The organism is Amycolatopsis sp. lyj-112 (assembly GCF_046549055.1).
Lineage (GTDB): Bacteria > Actinomycetota > Actinomycetes > Mycobacteriales > Pseudonocardiaceae > Amycolatopsis.
The window spans coordinates 194,289-213,704 of the sequence record NZ_JAJPWS010000010.1 but is presented as its reverse complement, the minus strand read 5'-3'; the positions used below and the strand labels follow the sequence as shown (position 1 = coordinate 213,704).

The window sequence follows — 19,416 nt, the reverse complement described above, 5'->3', positions numbered from 1 at the left end:
CATTGAGCGCAGAGCCCGCACTCGTCGAAAAGACCACCGAGATCGCGAAACTGCAGGGGCTGAGCATGTCGACCGGGTGCGCCAGCTGGTAGCCCAGCGACCGATGACAAACCGGGTGCAGCTGGAGGCAATTCTTGTCCGCGAGAACCTCGGCCAGATAGACGTGGCGGCGGCCGTCACCGCCGTAGAACCTGATCACCACCCGAGCCCGCCCGGGATCGCGACCGTTCACCATGCCGCCTCCTCACGTGTCGTCGTCGTGACACTGAAAGGAAGGAGACCGCGAACCCGGGGTGTGCCTCTAGGCTGAGCGGCGACTCACGGTGGGTTCACGCACACTCACGGTTCACTCGATGGCAGAGGCGACGATGACGGACACGGCTGGAAGCACCGACACCGGCGAGCCGGGTTCTGCGGCGAACATGTTCGCCGCAGAACTGGAACGGTGGCGCGACGTACGCGGATACTCCCGCGCCGCGCTCGCCAAGGCGATGGAGTACGACCGGTCGTACGTGTCGAAGGTTCTTTCCGGTGCCGAACGTCCCTCCGAGTCCTTCGCTATCCAGGCCGAGGCCGCCCTGCGCGCCGGCGGCGCGCTGCGCACCGCCTTCCGCGACTACGAAGCCCAGCGCCCAGCCCGCGTCCGCTCCACCGCCTTACCAGTGGCCGATGCGCCCGCGGGGACCGGCGGCCTGGTGGTCGATCACGACGACGCCACCCTGCGCTACGACAACGGCGTCTACCGGCTCACCCAGCGACGCCACCTGGTCAACCAAGGCGCCCAGCCGATCACCCGCTACCTCATCCGCATCTCCGTCGACCGTTTCCCTGGTGACCCGGAACGCTCCAACCAGCTCTACAGCGAAAATCCGCTGACCTGGGACGAAATCGACCTGCACGCCTGGCACGGCCGCTCCCGCACGACATCGATGACCTGGACCGCCCACCACGATCGCGACGCGTTCAAAGAGGTGTGGCTGCTCTTCGCCGGCGACCACGGCCACTTTCCCCTATATCCCGGGGAATCCTGCTGGATCGAATACGAATACACCGTCAGCGAAGCCCACTGGGGCAACTGGTTCCAGCGCGCCGTCCGTCTCCCCACCCGCACCCTCTCGGTGTGTCTGGACTTCCCCGCAGACCTCTCCCCCGCCGTCTGGGGCCTGCACACCTCCATGACCGCACAGCCCATGCCCTTCGCGACCGCCATCGGCCGCGACGACACAGGCGACCGGCACACCTTCTCCTGGTCGTGTGAGGATCCACCGCTGCACGCCCGCTACCGGCTCGAGTGGGACTTCCGCAGCCGCAGCACAGCAACAGCCGGGCCGCCGCCCTCGCCGAGCGAGGTCATGGCCTCCCTCGGCGTCATCCAGGACTCCGACCCCGCGCTACGCCGCGTCGCCCGCCGGTTCGACCTCCCTGCCGAAGCCGAGGACGCCCGCCGGGTCGTCACCGCCCTCAACTCCGCCTGCGAACGCGTCTCCCAAGCCCACACCTTCGGCAAGGGCATGGGCATCGCCGCGCCTCAGATCGGGATCGACCGAGCCGCCGCGATCGTGCGCACACCGGACGGCGAGATCATCACACTGTTCAACCCCACAATCATCGAATCCAACGGCGAGATCGATGAGCAGTACGAAGGCTGCCTGAGCTTCTTCGACGTCCGCGGCCTCGTACCGCGCTCGCACGCCATTCACGTCGAGCACACCACCATCGAGGGACAAACGAAGATCACCGTGTTCGAGCGCGGCATCGGCCGCCTCGTCGCCCACGAGGTTGACCACCTCCACGCACACCTCTACACCGACCGCATGCGCGACGGAGTAGAACCGATCCCGGTCGAGCAGTACAGCGGCACCGGCTCCGCCTGGAAGTACTGACACCGCAAGGAATTCGTCATCGTGTGCCACAGGCGAAGTGTGCCCGTCTGCTTCGGCGGGATGAAGGTCGCCGCCGTGGGGCACCGCCGCCTCGAAGACCTACTAGGCAGAGATCAGCTCCATTCCCAAGAGCGACGTCCACGCGCTCTATGTCGACTGGACGCCGTCTCCGACGACGAGGACTGCAGAGTCTCCCGGACGCAGGAAGCGTGCACTGGAATGACGTTCTCCACGCTGGCGCCGCCGAAGGGCAAGACCTCCATCGCGGTTCGGCTGACCAGCGACCCAGTCGCGCTATGCAGCGCGCCAGCTCGAGTTGTCTCGCCGTCGTAACGAGGCAATCCGGATGTCGAGTTCCTTCGCAGCAGCGGTGTCGCCTTGCTGGGTTCGTCGGATGAAGGATCCCAGGGTGTGCAGGTCGCGCATGCTGGTGAGTGTGGCGAGGCCTTGCCAGTCTCGGGGGTCATAGCCGTAGGCGGTGGTGAAGGCGTCGAGTTCGGCGTTGCTGCGTCCGAACCGGATGCCGCCTTGCAGCGTCGGTGCGAGGTCGAGTTCGCGGGGGCCGAACGCGGGTTCGTCCCAGTCGCCGAGTACGGCGGTGTCACCGTCCCAGAGGGTGTTTCCTGGGTAGGCGTCGCCGTGCAGCATTCCGGTTCCGAGCGGAAACGTGAGCAGGGCGTAGTCGGTGAGGAGGCGGTGGCGTTCCTCGACCAGCCACGTCCTGTCCTCCCTGGACAGCGTTGCCGCTGAGTCGGCGAGCTCCGTGAAGTGCTGCAGCGGTGCGGCCGCCGGCAGGTCGACGGGTGGGGCGGGTAAGGCGTGCAGCTGCCGGAGAAGGTGCCCTAGGTGCCGGGCGCTGGGTGCTGCCCGCTGGTGTTGCTCGTAGTGCTTCCAGAAGGTGACGACGAAACCGTCTGCCTCGATCGGCTGGTCGACCTCGGCTGGTTCGATGCACGGGAATTCGTGGTCGCGCAGCCACCGCGTCAGGTGGATGGCTCGGTCCGCACGGGCACGGGTGGCGAGCGGGGCGACCTTCGCGACAAGGTCCTGGCCCGTGGCCGGGAGGCGGTAGACCGTGGTCGCATGTCGCCGCAGCGGTACCGCGGGGCCGGGGTCGAGGCCCGCTTCGCGGCAGGCGAGGACCAGGGCTGCGGTGTCCGGGAGCTCAGGCACCCGCTGAGGGTAGTGCGCGTGGCACCGGTCCGGCCGAGACCAGGTAGCTCGTCAGGCGGTCGTCGAGCTGGGCCGCGTCGCGATGGCGGCGGCGCGCGAGTGTCCGCGCGTCCGCGCGCACCAGGCTGATGGTGTTGTCGATCTGCTGGATCCGCAGCTGCGGGTGGAGGCCGAGGACGGGTTCGGCGGCCGCGAGTGCTCCGGTGATGTTGCCCTGGCCGAGTCGGGCGCGGGTGACGTCCAGCCGGGCGAGTGCCTCGTCGCCGTAGGACCGCTCGTCCGCCGGACCGGCCTCGTAGTCCCCGATCGCCCGCAAGGAGTGGATCTCGGCCTCTGGGTGGTCGCCGAGCAGGGTCAGGGCGCCGCCCTGGTAGTAGGTCTGCTTCGTCTCCGGGAACCCCAGCAGGCCACCGAACTGGACCACGTCATCCCCGCCGGGGTCCGCGGGATTCAGGTCGCTGAGCCGGGCGAGCGCGTCGCGGGCGGCCGGAGCGTCGCCGGCGCGGGCGGCGGACCGGGCGATAATGGCCAGGAGCCGCCGGTGCGACTCGGTGCTCGCCGCGAACTGGAGCCCCTCCCGGGCGCGGGTGGCGGCCTCTCCCGGGCGCGAGGACCATTCGAGCATCAGGGCAGCCGATCCGCGGGCCCAGGCGCGCAGCGCGTCGCTGTCGGCGACGTTCGCGAACGTGGTCGCCGACCGCAGCTGTTGCAGCGCCGATCGCGGATCGCCCGCGTTCTGGGACGCGTGTGCGAACAGCAGGCACAGGACACTGGACAAGACCATGACCTCGTGCGTGCTGCGCGGCCGGTGCGGTGTCCGCGTGATGGCCGCCAGCGCTTTCTGCGCTTCGTGGAGATCGTCGACCACTTCGGACAGTGGCGTGTGGACGTAGGCGACAGCAATCCGGCACAGCTCGTCGCGCAGGTAGGTCAGCTGCTCGTCGCTCGAGGCCAGCCGTGAGGCCTCGTCGGCCATGGTCATCGACTGCGCCGCGCCGTCACGGATCTGACCGCCGAGGTCACGGTGGTCCACCGTGGCTGCCGGGTTCCCGGTTCCGGCCGCCATGGCGGCCCAAAACTGGTTCTTCACCTCACCGGTGGCCTTTTCCAGTGCCACGGTCAGCAACTCCTGCGCCTCCCTGCCCGGGGTGACCGCCGATCCGGGCGCGCTCCAGTGGTTGACGGTGCTGGCAGAGAGCCCCAGGTGCTCGGCGAAAGGAACCAGGCTCAAGTTCAACGCGGATTTCAGCGCCATCGCAGATTGCGCCGTCCAGCGAACAGTCATCGTCATCGCCCTCCCCTGTTCCGCTCCACTGTGCCGTGCCCACACCGTGAACTGCAACAGCGCTGCAAGGGCAGTTGCAGCGCGATGCAATCGGCTGCAACACCGAAGGGTTCCGCGGAAAGTACTTCCCAGGGCACGCTCACATCCACGGCAGCGACAACGAATACACGCACTGCCTCCGCACACAGCAACAACCGTTTCCGGCGCCCCTTTCGCACCGGTACAGGAATATGCAGGACGCGAGGAAAGACGTGCCCCCCGAAACCACTGACGCCCGCCTCATCGTGGCCATCATTCATCAGAACGACGTCCTCCAATGCACAACGACCGAACCGTTCCGCCCTCCGATGTGGGAATTGCCGTCGGTCACGCAGGTTCCCGCGGGTTCGATCGACAACGCGGCCGCCTGGCTTCTCTCGGATTGGGGTTTCGCCAGGACAAGGCTGCGTCGCCTCGGCGCCACCAGCCAGGTCACGAACGACGGCGTGGTCCAGTCCGGGACGCTGGTGATGGCGGCCGTCGCCACGCCCGGCGACCTGCGGATGCGAGCCCCCGGGGTGCGGGGAGTGCGCTGGCGCCACCTGCGCGACAGCCCACCCGGCTCCCCCAGCGCCGTCGACCACGTCCTCGCAGCCATCCCCCTGCCACTCCCCGGCAGACCGGGCACTCCCGCCGCCACGGATCACCTCCAGCCGGCACCTGGAACGACCCGCTGACCTCCGCCCACCGCTACCGCGCGGCGCCACCGGACCCGTCCTCTGGCGCCACCCCAACCTGGTGCTCCGCGCCGAGCGCGCCGTGACCACGACGCTGACCGGAAGGCCCCCGACCCCGGGCAGCGCAAGCGGCCGCCACCGTCCGGCGCGTTTCCCGCCCGGCGCGGAGCACCTGCCTGCCTCACCACCGCCACGAGGAGCTGAGCCACCATGCCCCAGCCGACCACCGTCGCCACCGCGATCGTCGTCCAGCGCGGAGTGTGTTTCGCCGTTGGCGGCCACTCCTGCACCACCTGGCACTCGGCCGTGGACGCCTACGAGTGCGATCACGGCTTCGTCATGTGGCAGTCCCAGATCCGCGAGGCTTTCCGCGCGGGGTCCGATCACCACGGCGATCCCCGATGACGAGGGCCGTCGCGTCGGGCCTGTCCCGGCCACCGCGCCGGCTGGACTGGCGGCACCCGGCCCGCCTGGTCGTCGTAAGGCGCAGGCGTGACCTGCCCGGACCGGACACGTGCTGCACGGTCGAGACACTGGAGAAGTCACGGTTCGCAGACCCCGACCTGCCGCGCCTGTCGAACCCGCGATCGACCTAGGCGACCACCCCGTGCGCCCCGATCCTGCGCCCTGCGCCGCCTGCGTGAACGGACAGCACACCTGGGGCGCCGCGGTCACCGAACCCCCGCGCGACCTCACCGCCTGGACGGTGTGCCTGACCCGGCGAAGCTGCGCCTGCCCGTGCTGCTCGTGCAAGTCCAGCGAGCTGACCCTCACCGCACGTCCTCACCGTGGCGACCCGCCCACCACCTACCTGGCAGCTGCCGGCGCGCTCGACGTCAAGGAAACCCATGCCGTGATGCTGACCCCTACGGTGCCGAGGCACCGGCTGCCCGCGGTGGCCCTGCTCACCGCCGACCTCGCCCGCTATCGCACTCCGCCCCTGCCGCTCGCGCGGCGGGTGGTCTCCTTCGCCGAAGCCCGGCGACCGCCCCGCACACCGCACGCCCCTGACCGTGCGGTCATGGAACGTGTTCTCAACAAGCTCCGGCAACTGCCCACGACGAGCACACAGCTGCCGCTGGCCGGGCCGACCCTGGAACCACCGTCGTGACTCCGACACGAACCGCTCCAGCGCTGCCGTGGATCGGCACCCTGGTCACGGCGAACATCGACGGGCACAGAATCACCGGCGAAGTCATGCCCTACCAGCACTCCCGCTACAGCCAGGTCACCTTTCCCGTGGCGTTCGGGCCGCGGTGGCGCACGATGACCACCGCCACCATCACCGAACTGCCCAACCAGCCGCCAGGCCGGCGAGAACCAGACCGGATCGGTGAGTGCGCGGCCAGCACGCCCTCGCCGCTCACCCTGCCCACCGCCACAACGGCAGCATTCCCAGAACGCGAGCCCCTCGCTCCCGCCCAACGCACTGACTCGCCCACCGAGCACCGCCTCCCGGCGCCGGCGCCCCGGCGACTGCGCACGCACATGACCAAGGAGCATCCATGAACTACGCGCTCGCACAAGTTTTCACCGACGACGTCGGGAAGCGGCTCGATGACTACGACGACGCCGCCCACCGAGGCGATCCAGCGTCCCTGGCGCAGCTGGCCCGCGGAGTTCCGATCCTCACCGGTGCACTGCGCACAGTGCTTGCCCAGCACCAGGTCGACAGTCACGGCGACTGCGCAGCGTGTCCCCGGCCACCGTGGCGTCGCCGGACCCGCTGCCGATTCCCACGTGATCTCAGCGTCCTCCTCGCCGACCTGGAGACCCTCGACCACCCCACCGGCCGACACACGCTCCACCGCCCCGGACTCACCGCCTGACCGTGCTCCGGCCCCACGAGTAACGCGACCCATCCGTCGCGGCCGGAGACACAGCGTCCGGCAACCCAGTCAGGATCTGCTCGCAGTGCTGGATCGCGGTGCCGATCCGGGCTCGGCTGCCGGACTGATCACCACTGACGTCGCTCAACTCGGCGAAATGCCGTGCGAAGTCGCTGACTCTGCGATCGTCACGGACACGCATGAAGTCGTTGGGCGTCAACGTCTCCACGAACAACGTCTCCCGCCCGGCACGGTCAGTCACGATCGTGAACGCGGGACCTGGCGCCGACAACAACCGCGTACCGACATGAAGGATCCGCACGCAGGGGGCCAGTTCGTCGATGAGGTCACGCAGATGCCGCATTTGCGCGACCGCGACGCCCGGGTCGCCCATACCGCGTTCCAGCGCCATGATTGCGCCTTCGCTGACCACAAAGGACATCCGCACCACCGGGCCAAGCCGCAGCGCAGCGCGGCGTCGCGGGAGCAGCTCCGCCGCCGCGTCGGCGGCCGGCTGCCAGCAACTGTGCTGCTTCGCCCACACCCACCGCTGACTGGCGTACGAGTCGGCCCGCAACACATCGGGAAAGCCGAACCCGCCGAAACAACGGATCGACGCCGCTGATTCTTCGGCCTCACAGCGAGCGAGCGCGTCAGCACGCACCCTCTCGAGGGTCCATAGTGGTCCCGTCATCTCCAGCCCTTTCCAGACACAGGCCACAACACACGTCCGTCACAACCGCGAGCATCCGCAGGGAGCGCTGGTACAACGCGCATGGCATGCCGGACCACGGTGGCGACGGTCAGATTCCGTCCGCTCGTCTATCGCAACCCAGCGCGCGACGGACGCCGCTGGTGTAACGCTCATGCTGTCTACGGCTCCGATCGACCGTCACCGTCACCGTCCGCGTGAGGCAAGGCGGGCAGTCGCCGGGATGGTCGGCCATCACCGTCGGACGCCATGGAGATCTCCACCGCCATGTCAGCTGCAGCTCGGCGGCCGGGGTCACCGGCACTCAGGGGCAGCCATCTGCAGCTTCGCTGCAGATGGCTGCCGGGTCGTACTCGACGACTTCGGGCAGGTGATCGCTCGCGCGGGTTGCCAGGTCTCCGCCGACGATGTCGACCGCCCGTAGCGCCGGCACGACCTCTGCCGTGCACCGGATGCCGTCAATGCGCCGCCGGCCGAATCTGGTGTCGTCGCTGCGGTGACCGGAACTAGGCCGCCATGCCACGCCGCCGCTGGTCAGTGTGGCGTTGTGTAGCGCGACCCGGGCGTCGATAAGACCGCCGTCGAGCAGGACCTCACCCGTGGTGCGGTCGGCCCACCATCGCCTGACCCGACCGTGGTCGTCTCGTTCGCGCCGGCATTGATAGATGAATTCCGGAGCCCACGGAGCCCCGGCGTAGGGATCGGGGTCGTAGTAGTTCCCGTCAACGTCGCGGTCAGCTCCGACGGTGTTCCAGTCGCCGCCGACAAGACCGGGTGGCCGGTGGAGCGGTCGGGTGAACGCGCTCACCACGCGAACCGCCTCATCAGCGCGTCCGCCGTTAGGGCCGAAGGGCGTGAGATGAGTCGAGCCATGCTGGACCTCGTAGACCATGCCGTCGCTACCGTGGACTCGGAACACTGCCTTGATCAGGCCATGGTGCATGTTTTCGTTCGTGTAACTGCGAAACGTTCCCGGAACGCAGGCAACGGTGTCGGGATTCCACAGCAGACCGACGTGCAGGTTGTGCGGGCTGATCCCGACCGCGATCTTGCCGATTTCGACTCGGGGTGCCGAATCCCAGTCGCCAAGGTAGGCGGTCATGCCGACCCTGCGTCCCAGCTCGTCCAAGCGCGCCGCCGCCAACCCAGGCAGAGGCGCGTGTACTTCCTGAACCGCAAGCACATCCACGTCAAGTCCACGGATGATCTCGCAGATCATGTCCTGTCGTTCACGTTCGGAGGCGGAATCCGAACCGAACAGAGTTGCCAAGTTGTAGGTGCCGAACCGCAACGCGCACTCCTCTCGGTATCTCGTCGCTGCACCTGGTCGCGCACCGCAGAGGCACGTGACGGGCAGCCCTGATCGCGAGTCAGGTGTCGATGGCCTTCGACGAGAAGCACCACACCGCCCCGGTCACGCCGGTGCCTCGACGTCGATCTCGCAGCTGACCATCAGACGGTCAGTGGCGACGAGCGCAGGAGCCGCCGCAGGCGACCCTCGTCGTCCTGCACCCACCCCGGGTGGTCGGCCATCACCATCGACCGCCGGTTCTCCTCTTCCCACCAGTGGCCGGCTGCTGATGACGGGGCTGTCAGCGGCCGGCTTGCTTCCGCAGCGTGCCGACGACCAGCTCCGCAGTCCGCACCGTCACCACGCACACGTCACCGCCATCATCGGCACGCCCGACCAGGGAGACCTCCACCGCCATGTCATCGGCCAGGCCGACCGTGACCGTGCAGTACCAGGGCGGATCTCGCGTGTCGGCCACCGCCGGGAACCCCTCGACCTCCAGCGCCCGCCACACCCGCCCCTCCTCCGGAGGCCGAGAGGGATACACCGCGCTCAGCCCCTGGCGGTGCCTCGTCGCGTAGGCGACCAGGATCGTTCGCGCGGTCGCCGGGTTCTCCCACAGACACGCCGGCCCCGCCGACTCGTTGCGGTCGCGCTTCCCGGTGACCTCGGCACCCAGCACGTGTCTTACCTGTTCAGGGGTGAGGGCTGTTGTGCACGGATCGCCGGACACCACCGTGACCGGAAGAGGGTCCCGGACCGCGGGCGCTCCCGCGTACGGCAGCACCTGGGTCGTCGGCCCGATCGTCCGGGTGGTGGTCGGCGATGGCAGCGGGCCCGGCGGATAAGGACCACACCCGGCCACGGCCAGCACGGCGACCCCCAGCGCCGCACCCCGCCGTACCACCGAGCTTCCCTGCGCGATCATGCCGCCGCCCGGACGATGATCTCGCCGCTGACCATCAGATGGTCATTCTTCTGCGCGCCCTTGCTGCGAAGCGGATGTTCATGCACCTCGTAGGCGCCGGGATCGATCTGGGCAGGTGAGCGTTTTGAGAGCATGATCCGGTCAATGCGCAGCGCGGTTTCAGGCTCGGTTGTGGTGACCCTGAAATCACCGGCGACCTGCCCCGCGTCCCACCACCCATGTTCGAGGAACCGGTCGATCGACCCGGTGTTCGTGCCCCAGGTGCCGTCCGGGCGGCGCGTGCCTTTCTGACTGCGCTGCCACGGGCGGCCCACCTTGTCGCACTGGCCACCCCAGTCCTCATACACCGTCTCGCCCTCCGCGGAGCTGGTCGCGTTGAAATCACCAGCCAGGATCGCGTTCTCCGACGCGAGCTGCCCATCCTGATCAGCCTGCTCGTTGAATCCGGTCTCACCCCGAGATCCGTTCCAGTGCACACACTTCAGCCGGAACCTGTGACCGTTGATGGTGGTGGTGACCGAGTTGGCCAGCTGGCGCCTGCTGTTGGCCAGCGCGTACCTGCGGCACGGTGTGATGATGCGCGGGTCGATGAACAACCCGGGCAGATTGACCGATCCCGGAACCTCCGAAATGTAGCCCCGGTACGGGACTTCACCGAACTTCCGGCCATCAGGACCTCGGCGCACCCACAGCGAACTGAGCAGCTGCACGACCTCCTCGAACGGATCCGGATCCGGATCGAAAGGCATGCCGGTGTAGTGCGTGCACTCCGACAGGAACAGCGCATGCGGCGACTCCTGGAGCGGCGCGAGCATCGCCGCGAGCTTGTCGTGTTCGTGGCCCCGGGTTCTGCGGTTGTACCCCGCGCGCTTCAGGTTCGCTGTCGCGACTCGTAGCCGTAGATCCGTGTCCGTCATACGTCCTCCCCACCCGCCGGTCGCGGCGTTGCCGCGACTCTGACACGCTCTTTCTTTGCCTCACACGTGATCCGGCGCAGCCACGACCACACTTTCGCCTCCGGGACATCGATAAGCGCCGCGATATCGGCTACCGGAATCCCGTGCGCCCGCCACTCCAGAACCGCCCACAACCGATCCGGTGACCGCTCAAAGCGGGGTATCCAGCGTACGAAGGCCCCGCTGTCCTCCCCCGGCCCGGACCAGTCAGCATCCGGAGGATCGTCGCCGTGTGACTGCATGCACTGTTCCCCGATCGTCAGCCACAGCGCGGACCGGGCACTCAGGCTGCTGCGCTGCCAGGGCATCCGCACCGGCATGCCGTCCCGCCGCGATCGCGGTCCGCGTACCAGCGCCTCGGAACTGGTCCGGGGACGGGCGGGATCGGATCGTCGGGCGCGTCGTACGTCCACGACACCGCTACCCACCGGCACACTCACTGGATCCTGTGACGATCGCCGCGCATACTAAATTCTCCTCACAATCGCCGACACCAGGGCACTCATCGCCAAGGAATCTCCGTGCTCGACAACGAACTCCATCAAGTCGCCGCTGTGCGACTCCACATCACCAGCCGGACTGACCAGCGCCCTCGCCGTCGTCGACCCAGAAATCACGACTGACGCCGAGTTCGAAACGACTAGCCGAGAACGTCTCCGCTTGAACCTTCTGGTTTGGCCGGCCAGATACGTCCACAAAGGACGTTCGTCTATCGACGACCACCAGATCCCAGGGTCCGCACACGAAGAAGTCTCTGCGGGAACTACCGGAAGCCAGGCTGTATCGGCTTGCCCCACCTTGTCCAAGCACAGCGGACAGTCGACCGGGCGCGAGGCGAGACAGAACTTCGACGTATCACGACTTGCCATGTAGACGTGTTCAGCGCGCACTGACTCGGACAAGCACAGCGGTACCAGAATGCCGTGCCTGTCCCGTACTCGGAGGTCCAGCAGGTGAACGCCACGGGAGCACCGCACTTCGCGTACCGCGGCACCCTGGTTACTAGCAGTGGAAACGAGTTGCGCTGGCGGTGCTCGCGTCAAGATGTTGCTGTTCTCGATGAGACCCTCCACAACGGGCACCGCTCGACCTCGCGCAACACCATCGATTCCTTCTGATAAACAGGGCCAGCGACTGGCAGAATTTGCTGTCTCACTAGGGCGGCTGATCACGTACTGCTCGGCAACTGCCGTCCACGCCAAGCTCGAAGGTGATCTTCCCGCGAAGGCGCGTACCGCACCAGGAAATTCAGGCGGTAATCTACTAGAAATGACTAGAAATCGACGGCGCCGACCAGCGGGTGGCGTCCGACGGACGCGCAGGAGGCCAGTGCCTAATGACCAGTCGACGGGACGGGCTGGCCGGTGCACGTAATGAGGCCGGTCATACCCAGGAGAGCATCGCGCGCCTTTTAGAGGTCACTGAGAAGACAGTCAGCAACTGGGAGCGTGGCTACTCCAGGCCCACGCGAGTCAACCGACTCCAGCTAGCCCGCATACTCAACCTCACCCACCAACAAGTCACCGAACTCGTTGACGGGACGAACGAGGCCGCCGTTGCCGGGGCAAGCCAGTCCGCGGCGTTGCGGAGGGCCGAGGCGGGTGCCACCGAAGCCGAGCTGGGTTTCTGCTCCAGCGATCAGCCTGGACCACAGATGCCTGCTCTGGCCCCGCAACAACCGCCGTGGCCCCCGACTGTCGTGTCGCGAACTGTCCGGCATAGCTCGGCGCAGACAATCGCTGGTATCCGGGCCATGTCCCGAGTCGTCCAGACCGCGGACCGGCAGACGGGTGGCGGACACCTCTACCGCTTTGTCCAAAATTACCTGAGCACCGAGATCGGGCCCCTGCTTCTCGACCCCGTCGGAGATGGCGCAGCGTTGTTCACCGCCGCGGCGTCAGTCACTGAAGTCGCGGGCTGGATGGCCCATGACGACGGCCGCGACGAGACCGCACGCGACCACTTCGAGTACGCGTATCGGCTGGCAACCGCCGCAGGCAACGACGTGATGATCGCGAACGTGTGCGCCAGCATGTCGCATCTAGCTGGCCAGATGCACCAACCCCATGATGCTGTCCGGATCGCTGAGGCAGGACTCGCGCAGGTACGGGCGGCTTCGGGGGCTCGGCGGCTTACCGCCCGCCTGCACGCGATGCGGGCACGAGGGCTGGCAATGCGCGGTGACGCCCTGACCTGTGTGACAGCATTGAGCGACGCTGAACACGTGCTCAGCACGGCCGAAGGCGAACGGCCAGCCGAGTGGATAGCCCACTTCGACGACGGTGCCCTTGCCAGCGAAGCGGCCTTGTGCCTGCGGCGACTCGGCGACCTCGCCGGGGCTGAGCGGCAAGCACTCCGAGTCATCGCTCTGCGCGATGGCGATCGGGTGCGATCCCGCGCCTTCGGGCAGCTCACCCTTGCGACCGTACTGGTTCAGACCGGACGTCTCGACGAGGCGGTGCACCTTGGACACTCCGTGGCGAAGGTTGCGCCATCCCTTGCCTCCACGCGAGTACGGACCCGGCTGAATAGCCTGGGCGCGGCACTCCGGCCGCACGCCGCCACACCTGATGTCAAGGACTTCCTCGACCGCCTGGACACGCTCGGGAACCATCGTGTGGAGGCGCCCGCATGGCCGGTCTAGCCGATGATGACCCCGAACGCTGGGCTTACCTGGCCGAAGGCAACCGAAGGCAGGCGCGCAAGCGGGTCGCCGTCGACGTCGTGATCAGGGACCAAGCCGGACGAGTGCTGATCGTGAATCCCACCTACAAAGAGGACTGGGACCTGCCAGGAGGCATGGCCGAAGAGAACGAACCACCTCGGAAAGCCGCCGAGCGCGAGCTGCGGGAAGAACTCGGGTTGACCATCACCGCTGGACGGCTCCTGACCTTGGACTGGGTCGAACCACATGGACCCTGGGACGATCAACTCGTCTTCGTCTTCGACGCCGGCATCCTCACACCCGACGCCATCGCCACGCTCCGCGCCGTCGACGAGGAAATCAGCGACTTCCGTTTCGCGGACCCTACCGACTGCGCCCGCCTGCTTCGCCCCGACATTGCAGCGCTCCTCACCCGCGCCCTCCACGCGCGAGATACCGGTGAAACCGACTACCGCGAGCACTCGACATAAGCGGGTTTGCAGGTGAGTCGCCCCGCGGCCGGAGGACGAGCAGGGCGTGGGCGGTCGCACGCGCCAAGCTAGCGGCTCTCCTCACGGATCGACGGGTATTCTGCTGGCGGATTCAGCCGATTCGGGCAGGAGCGCTGATTGCTCGCGGATGCGGTACTCGACCCGCCGTTCGGCGTCAGCGAGGGTGTGCCTGGGCTCCAGTCACCTCGGATTCCCACAGTGTTCCGATCCTCGCTGTGGTTGTGGTGAAGGCGAATCCGATGTCGAAGTGGAAATGTGGCAGTTCGTCCTTCGCAGGCCGGGCGGGCACTGCGTCGTACTCGATCTAGGCCGAGGTCTGCGTGCTGAGCGATCATGTCGGGGTTTGAGTATGTATTCTTGACCTGCGACAATGCGAGACTGCGGACGAATTGAGGGAGAATAGTGACTCGGCGTGACGTGCTGGCCGATGCCCGCGACGCGATCGGTCACAGCCAAGATAGTCTCGCGGAGGAACTCGGGGTTACTGGGAAGACGGTCAGCAACTGGGAACGCGGCTACTCCAGGCCGACCCGCCGAAATCAGCTCCGCCTGGCCCGTATTCTCGGTCTGACCCACCAGGAAGTCGTCGCACTTGTGGACGCGGCAACCGCAGGCGAGCTTTCGCCGGCGGTCGTCGACGATGGTTTCGATGTGCTCGCGATGTTCCCGACCTTGGACGCGTCGCCGGCCGAGTTCCTGGCCCAAACAGAAGTGACCACTCCGGTTCCCGGTCAGGTCGGGGCAAGCGATGTGGAGCGGGTTCGTGCGATCACCTGGACTGTCGCTATGTCGGAGAACAAGTTCGGCGGCGGACCGACCTGCGAGGCCGCGGCGGCCCAGCTGCGCTGGGCGCAGCGGCTGCTGAATGCCCATGGAACCAGTGCGGTCAAAAGCAGCCTGCATGAAGCAATAGCCAATCTCAGCAGCGTGGTCGCCCACACGGCCTTCGACACAGCCAACCATTCGGCGGCCGACCGCTTCTTCCGGTTCGGTTTGTGGGCGGCCCACGAGGGCAAGGCGTGGCCATTGCGGGCGAACATCATGGCAGAAGTAGCTCGCAAACAGATCTATCTGGGCGACTACGACGGCGCATTGACCTCGATCGAGCATGCACAGGTTCGATCAGACCGGCTCTCGAACACCGGCCGCGCCATGCTGTGGGCGGTCCGCGCGAGATTGCTCGCCCTCGTGGGACGTGGCGAGGAGACCGCGGCCGACGTCGCCCGTGCCGACGAATGTTTCGCCGCCCGCGCCCCCGAAGAGGATCCGCCCTGGCTCTGCTACTACGACGAAGCCGAGCATCTCGGTTCCACTGGCAAAGCCCTGTTGGTTCAGGCGCTACAGACCAACCGGCCTGAGATCGCCGCTGGACGGCTGGAAGCGGCCATCCACCTGCACGGCGACGCATACCCTAGGTCGCGGACGTTTTCGCGAATCCGGCTGGCGAGCCTCCGGATGGCGACAGGCGATCCGGTCGAAGCCGCCGCCATCGGCGCAGTCGCCGTGGCAGACGCACAGAAACTCAGTTCGAAACGCATCCTCGACGAGCTCACACAGCTCGACCAAGCCGCATCCGAACATGTCGGCTTGTCGGAAGTCGCGGACTTGCGCGCCAGCATCTCATCGCTGTCTTCCACACTTGCCTGAGACCATGGCGACGTGACCGCTCACCGTGACCGAGTTCGCCGAATCCTTATCCGAGCCGCCGAGATCGCCCACGTGGACGCTGATGACGCCGAGCTGATCCGCGACGGAAACAACATCATGTATTCCCTGCGCAGCGGTATCGTCGCCCGCATCGGTGCCCCAGGCACCAGGGACACCGCCCTCCGGGAGGTCGCAGTGTCGCGCTGGCTTGAGACAGCAGGCATACCCGCGACTCAGGCGATCGCGGATCTGCCGCAGAACGTACTGGTGGATGATCGGCCGATAACCTGGTGGAAATTCCTTCCCTCGCATCGCCCCGCCACACCGAGCGACCTCGGCCGCATCCTGCTCCAGCTTCATCGACTCGACGCACCGCAGGACCTCCACCTACCCGCACACAACCCTTTCGCCGGTATTCGCGACCGTGTCCAGCAGGCAATCTGGCTTACCGACGACGACCAGACCTGGCTTATCGAGCACGAGCGCACCCTCAGCAAGGCCTACGACTCACTGTCACCTCCGATCGATCGAGGCCTCATCCATGGCGACGCCTGGCAGGGCAACGTCGCCCTTCTAGACGACGGCCGCACCGTCCTCCTTGACCTCGAGGCCGTCAGCCACGGCCATCGAGCATGGGACCTCATCCAGATCGCCGTCGACTTCACCGACTTCCGACGCCTCTCGCGAAAGGCGTATCAAGGGTTCGTCGATTCCTACGGCGGTTACGACCTGACCACCAGCCACAACTTTCGCACCTTCGCCGACATTCAAGTGCTTCGCTGGCTGGCCTTCGCGCTCAGCAAGGCCACAGACGACCCGGCCGCCATACGAGAATGTCGTCATCGTCTGTCGTGCGTTCGTGGCGACATTCCCCGGCCGTGGACATGGGCTGCGCTGTAGTCGCTTGAAAGGCCGCTTGGACCAGTATCAGCAATCCAGCTCGCAGACACGCAGACCGATCACCCGTTTGTACCATCTTTGTCATCACGGAACGCTATTTGCACAGGTCAAACGATGTGCTTTCCAGTGATTTCCAGTAGATTTCGGGCTAGATTTCCTGGCGCGAAACCGAGGTAGTCACCAAGATCACCCCATCACATTTCGAGGGGTTGATGCACGTGGCTTCCGATGTCGCCACACCGCGGTTGAGGCCGTCAGAACTGCTGACGCGTCAGGAGCGGCACAGTCGTGTGCGGGTGATTGACGCGCTGGTGGGTGGCAAGGACAACTACGCCGCGGACCGGGAAATCGCCGGTACGATCGCGCAGGTGCTGCCGGGCGGGTTCGACGGTGCGAAACGTTTGTTCACCGAGGATTTCTGGTTCCGGGCGCGGGTATGCCGGATGCTGATCAGCCGCACGAAGGTGTTTCAATTTGTGCTGCTCGGCGTTGATCAGTGTGAGACGAGTACCGCCCCGTTGCATGAAATCATTCACCTGGCGGACGCTGATGCGGTCGTGGTGTATGTGGAGCCGGAGCTGGACAGCGCGAGCCACGCACTGATCGACTACGACACGACGACCAACGACCGCGGGTCTGTCGTTCGTGCCATCCACGATGACATCTACGACCCCGCCTTGCTCACCCGTCTGTTCGACAACGCCAGTGTTCCACTCGACGACTCCGAACCGGTCGCATTGCTGCACTGCGCCACGCTGCCCTTTCTCCCGGCGAGCACCCACACGACCGCGGCGGACATCACAGCAGGACAGATCGACACGCTCCCCGAGGGATCGTTCTTCGCTGCGAGCCACCTTTGCATCCCTGACGCCGCCGCCGATAGCGCGGCGATCGTCAAGGCGGCAAGCGTCCTCAAAGAGCGCAGTTTCGGCGCCCGGCATTTTCTGTCACAAGCGGGGATCGCCGCGTTGTTCGCGGGCCTCCCCATGGTCGTTCCCAGCCCGCTGACAACTCAGCTGAAACCCGTTGCATGTTCGAAGTGGTACCCGGTCGGTCCGCTTCTGGAGCGCTTCGCTGTCGACGACTTCAACGTGGGAGCCGTTGCACACAAAGGGAAACCCTGGCCGTTTGCCTAGCCACCCGCATCTCAGAGAGGGCTGCCCCGACCGGCCCTCTCGTTCATAGGGGAGGACAGATGCACGAACCGTTGTATCCCAGAATGTCATTGCAGTATGCCGGGCCCAGGTCTCTGCCTGCACTGTTGCTGTCCGCTGTGGGAGAAGAACGCCGCGATCATGTGATCGCCCGTCTGTCACGTCAAGATAGGTTGGTTTTCGCGATCGGCTTGGTCGCCGAGTTCATCCTCGACGGCGCGCTAAGAATCCGAGGCGATCATGTCGAAGTCTTGGACGGAGCGGCGATCGAGCGGCTGGCGGCGCCTTGCGGTCGCTCGGTACGCGCGACGCTGTCGAGGAATCTGACGATCGACGAAGCACTCGCTGAGATCGAGGGACCCGCGCGCACGGTGGCCTGGACAGCGTTGCAGCGGGAGCGCGCGGCACACAGGTACCTGCTCCGCGGATGGGTCCTGGACCCGGATGCCACGTTCTACTGGCATCACATGCTCGCCTCCGCGCACCAGAATCCCGACACGATCAACGACCGGGCCGCGGCGCTCTGGACGATTCTCGCCGAATCCGGTTTACACCGCGATCAGCTGCGCACACCGGGTTTGCAGCCGCTCAGTGCCTGCCCTGACGCGTTGCACGCTCTGCTCCTGCCCAGACACCAGCGCCACCGTCGAACTCGGTTCAGACGGCACCAGCACCACTGACACCCCACCGCGTTCGCCGTTCCCCCTCCCCCGCCTGGCCGTGTCCGGTCCGGCGTTCATCTGCCGATCCCGGAGAACTCCCGATGAGACCGTCTCCTGTGCGCCACAGGCGTACTTGCACCGGCATCCGCGCTCTGCTCGGTGCCGCTGTCCTCACCGTCACGGCCGGTTGTGGGCTCCTCGGCGCGGAGGAGGCTCCCCCGCCAGGCCCGAATACCCCGGTCAAGGTCGCCGCGCTGGCGCTGGCGGACGTGGCACCGCTGCACATCGCGATCGACCACGGGCTCTTCGCCCAACAGGGCATCGCGGTCACGCTGGTCCCGGCGTCGAGCGGCCAGGACGCGATCACCAAACTCGCCAGCGGCGACGCCAATATCGCCTACGCGGGCGACATCGCCTTCGTCAACGCCGTCGACGGCGGCCTCCCACTGAAGATCGTCGCCGAGGCCGCGGTCGCCGGCGAGCGGACCATGAGAGTCCTCGCGCGCAACGGCGGACCGGTGCTGTCGGTCCCGGATCTGGCGGGCAAGCGGCTCGGCCGTAACGCCGAAGGGGGCGTGAGTGACACGCTGACCAAGTCACTGATGGCCGACCACGGCGCGGACCCCAAGTCGGTGACCTGGACCAACCTGGAATTCGGGGTCATGGCGGCCGCTGTGCTGCGTGGCGGGATCGAGGCCGCGTTGTTCCCGGAGCCTTTCGCGACCGCGGCGGAGAAACAGGGGCTACACCCGATCGCGGATCCGGCGACCGGCTCAGCGAAAGGCTTCCCGATCGGGTTGTACGGCGCCACCGAGAACTTCGCGGCGGGCAACCCGGGAGCGATCGCCGGCTTCCAGAGGGCCATGCGCGACGCGGCGACAGCGGCGGCGAACCGGAAACTGGTGGAGGACACCGCGGTCAAGCACCTGAAAGGGATCGACGCCGACACCGCCGCCCTGATGGCGCTCCCGGTGTACCGCAGCGACCCGGTCGTGACCGAGTTACAGCGGGTCCCCGACCTGATGCAGCGCTACGGCAAGGTCTTCCGCCGGCCGATCCAGATGTCTGACCTGATCATCGCTCCCCCACCTCCCAACAAGTAGCCGCATCTCCGAAAACCGAGG

The 19,416-nt window shown here is 66.7% G+C and carries 20 protein-coding genes and 1 pseudogene; 15 read left to right on the top strand and 6 right to left on the bottom strand.

Annotation, left to right across the window (positions count from 1 at the left end; genetic code table 11):
- Positions 1–353 precede the first annotated feature (353 nt).
- The gene (locus ACLJRL_RS29425; RefSeq protein WP_410659565.1) at positions 354–1,883 is read left to right on the top strand and encodes a peptide deformylase; all 1,530 of its coding nucleotides are present in this window, start codon (positions 354–356) and stop codon (positions 1,881–1,883) included.
- A gap of 294 nt (positions 1,884–2,177) precedes the next feature.
- On the opposite strand, the gene ACLJRL_RS29420 is transcribed toward ACLJRL_RS29425, so the two are convergent.
- A complete protein-coding gene (locus ACLJRL_RS29420) occupies positions 2,178–3,056 on the bottom strand; it encodes a phosphotransferase enzyme family protein (protein WP_410659564.1) in 879 nt (292 codons plus the stop codon).
- A complete protein-coding gene (locus ACLJRL_RS29415; RefSeq protein ID WP_410659563.1) occupies positions 3,049–4,347 on the bottom strand; it encodes a hypothetical protein in 1,299 nt (432 codons plus the stop codon). The genes ACLJRL_RS29420 and ACLJRL_RS29415 overlap by 8 nt, the downstream gene beginning before the upstream one ends.
- A gap of 245 nt (positions 4,348–4,592) precedes the next feature.
- Between ACLJRL_RS29415 and ACLJRL_RS29410 the strand changes: the two genes are divergently transcribed.
- From ACLJRL_RS29410 to ACLJRL_RS29385, 6 genes are all read left to right on the top strand, one after another.
- Positions 4,593–5,057 carry a hypothetical protein gene (locus tag ACLJRL_RS29410; RefSeq protein WP_410659562.1) on the top strand — a complete coding sequence of 155 codons (465 nt, stop codon included), beginning with the start codon at positions 4,593–4,595 and terminating at the stop codon, positions 5,055–5,057.
- 210 nt (positions 5,058–5,267) lie between these two features.
- Entirely contained in the window at positions 5,268–5,462 is a 195-nt protein-coding gene (locus ACLJRL_RS29405) for a hypothetical protein (protein ID WP_410659561.1), read from the top strand.
- Positions 5,459–5,653 carry a hypothetical protein gene (locus tag ACLJRL_RS29400; protein WP_410659560.1) on the top strand — a complete coding sequence of 65 codons (195 nt, stop codon included), beginning with the start codon at positions 5,459–5,461 and terminating at the stop codon, positions 5,651–5,653. Before ACLJRL_RS29405 ends, ACLJRL_RS29400 begins: the two co-directional genes overlap by 4 nt.
- An 11-nt stretch (positions 5,654–5,664) precedes the next feature.
- Entirely contained in the window at positions 5,665–6,168 is a 504-nt protein-coding gene (locus ACLJRL_RS29395) for a hypothetical protein (protein WP_410659559.1), read from the top strand.
- Entirely contained in the window at positions 6,165–6,566 is a 402-nt protein-coding gene (locus ACLJRL_RS29390; protein ID WP_410659558.1) for a hypothetical protein, read from the top strand. The genes ACLJRL_RS29395 and ACLJRL_RS29390 overlap by 4 nt, the downstream gene beginning before the upstream one ends.
- The gene (locus tag ACLJRL_RS29385) at positions 6,563–6,886 is read left to right on the top strand and encodes a hypothetical protein (RefSeq protein WP_410659557.1); all 324 of its coding nucleotides are present in this window, start codon (positions 6,563–6,565) and stop codon (positions 6,884–6,886) included. The genes ACLJRL_RS29390 and ACLJRL_RS29385 overlap by 4 nt, the downstream gene beginning before the upstream one ends.
- Here ACLJRL_RS29385 and ACLJRL_RS29380 read toward each other — a convergent pair.
- From ACLJRL_RS29380 to ACLJRL_RS29365, 4 genes are all read right to left on the bottom strand, one after another.
- The gene (locus tag ACLJRL_RS29380) at positions 6,876–7,550 is read right to left on the bottom strand and encodes a Scr1 family TA system antitoxin-like transcriptional regulator (RefSeq protein WP_410659556.1); all 675 of its coding nucleotides are present in this window, start codon (positions 7,548–7,550) and stop codon (positions 6,876–6,878) included. The two genes, ACLJRL_RS29385 and ACLJRL_RS29380, sit on opposite strands and share 11 nt — an antisense overlap.
- A gap of 352 nt (positions 7,551–7,902) precedes the next feature.
- A complete protein-coding gene (locus ACLJRL_RS29375; RefSeq protein WP_410659555.1) occupies positions 7,903–8,889 on the bottom strand; it encodes an endonuclease/exonuclease/phosphatase family protein in 987 nt (328 codons plus the stop codon).
- 301 nt (positions 8,890–9,190) lie between these two features.
- Positions 9,191–9,817, bottom strand: a complete 627-nt coding sequence (locus ACLJRL_RS29370; RefSeq protein ID WP_410659554.1) for a DUF3558 family protein — start codon at positions 9,815–9,817, stop codon at positions 9,191–9,193.
- Positions 9,814–10,734 carry a hypothetical protein gene (locus tag ACLJRL_RS29365; RefSeq protein WP_410659553.1) on the bottom strand — a complete coding sequence of 307 codons (921 nt, stop codon included), beginning with the start codon at positions 10,732–10,734 and terminating at the stop codon, positions 9,814–9,816. The genes ACLJRL_RS29370 and ACLJRL_RS29365 overlap by 4 nt, the downstream gene beginning before the upstream one ends.
- Positions 10,735–12,109: 1,375 nt before the next feature.
- Between ACLJRL_RS29365 and ACLJRL_RS29360 the strand changes: the two are divergent.
- The 8 genes and pseudogenes from ACLJRL_RS29360 to ACLJRL_RS29325 form a co-directional block, all read left to right on the top strand.
- Positions 12,110–12,289, top strand: a pseudogene (locus ACLJRL_RS29360) (helix-turn-helix transcriptional regulator); the annotation flags it as partial.
- A gap of 237 nt (positions 12,290–12,526) precedes the next feature.
- Positions 12,527–13,417 carry a hypothetical protein gene (locus ACLJRL_RS29355; protein ID WP_410659637.1) on the top strand — a complete coding sequence of 297 codons (891 nt, stop codon included), beginning with the start codon at positions 12,527–12,529 and terminating at the stop codon, positions 13,415–13,417.
- On the top strand, positions 13,405–13,908 hold the full coding sequence (locus tag ACLJRL_RS29350) for an NUDIX domain-containing protein (RefSeq protein ID WP_410659552.1): 504 nt from the start codon (positions 13,405–13,407) through the stop codon (positions 13,906–13,908). The genes ACLJRL_RS29355 and ACLJRL_RS29350 overlap by 13 nt, the downstream gene beginning before the upstream one ends.
- A gap of 438 nt (positions 13,909–14,346) precedes the next feature.
- Complete coding sequence (locus tag ACLJRL_RS29345; protein WP_410659551.1) at positions 14,347–15,576, top strand: helix-turn-helix transcriptional regulator; 1,230 nt, start codon at positions 14,347–14,349, stop codon at positions 15,574–15,576.
- 72 nt (positions 15,577–15,648) lie between these two features.
- Complete coding sequence (locus tag ACLJRL_RS29340; RefSeq protein WP_410659550.1) at positions 15,649–16,476, top strand: phosphotransferase; 828 nt, start codon at positions 15,649–15,651, stop codon at positions 16,474–16,476.
- Between the two features lie 218 nt (positions 16,477–16,694).
- On the top strand, positions 16,695–17,612 hold the full coding sequence (locus ACLJRL_RS29335) for an SAM-dependent methyltransferase (RefSeq protein ID WP_410659549.1): 918 nt from the start codon (positions 16,695–16,697) through the stop codon (positions 17,610–17,612).
- A gap of 59 nt (positions 17,613–17,671) precedes the next feature.
- On the top strand, positions 17,672–18,310 hold the full coding sequence (locus ACLJRL_RS29330) for a hypothetical protein (RefSeq protein ID WP_410659548.1): 639 nt from the start codon (positions 17,672–17,674) through the stop codon (positions 18,308–18,310).
- 83 nt (positions 18,311–18,393) lie between these two features.
- Entirely contained in the window at positions 18,394–19,395 is a 1,002-nt protein-coding gene (locus tag ACLJRL_RS29325) for an ABC transporter substrate-binding protein (RefSeq protein WP_410659547.1), read from the top strand.
- The last annotated feature ends 21 nt before the right edge of the window (positions 19,396–19,416 follow it).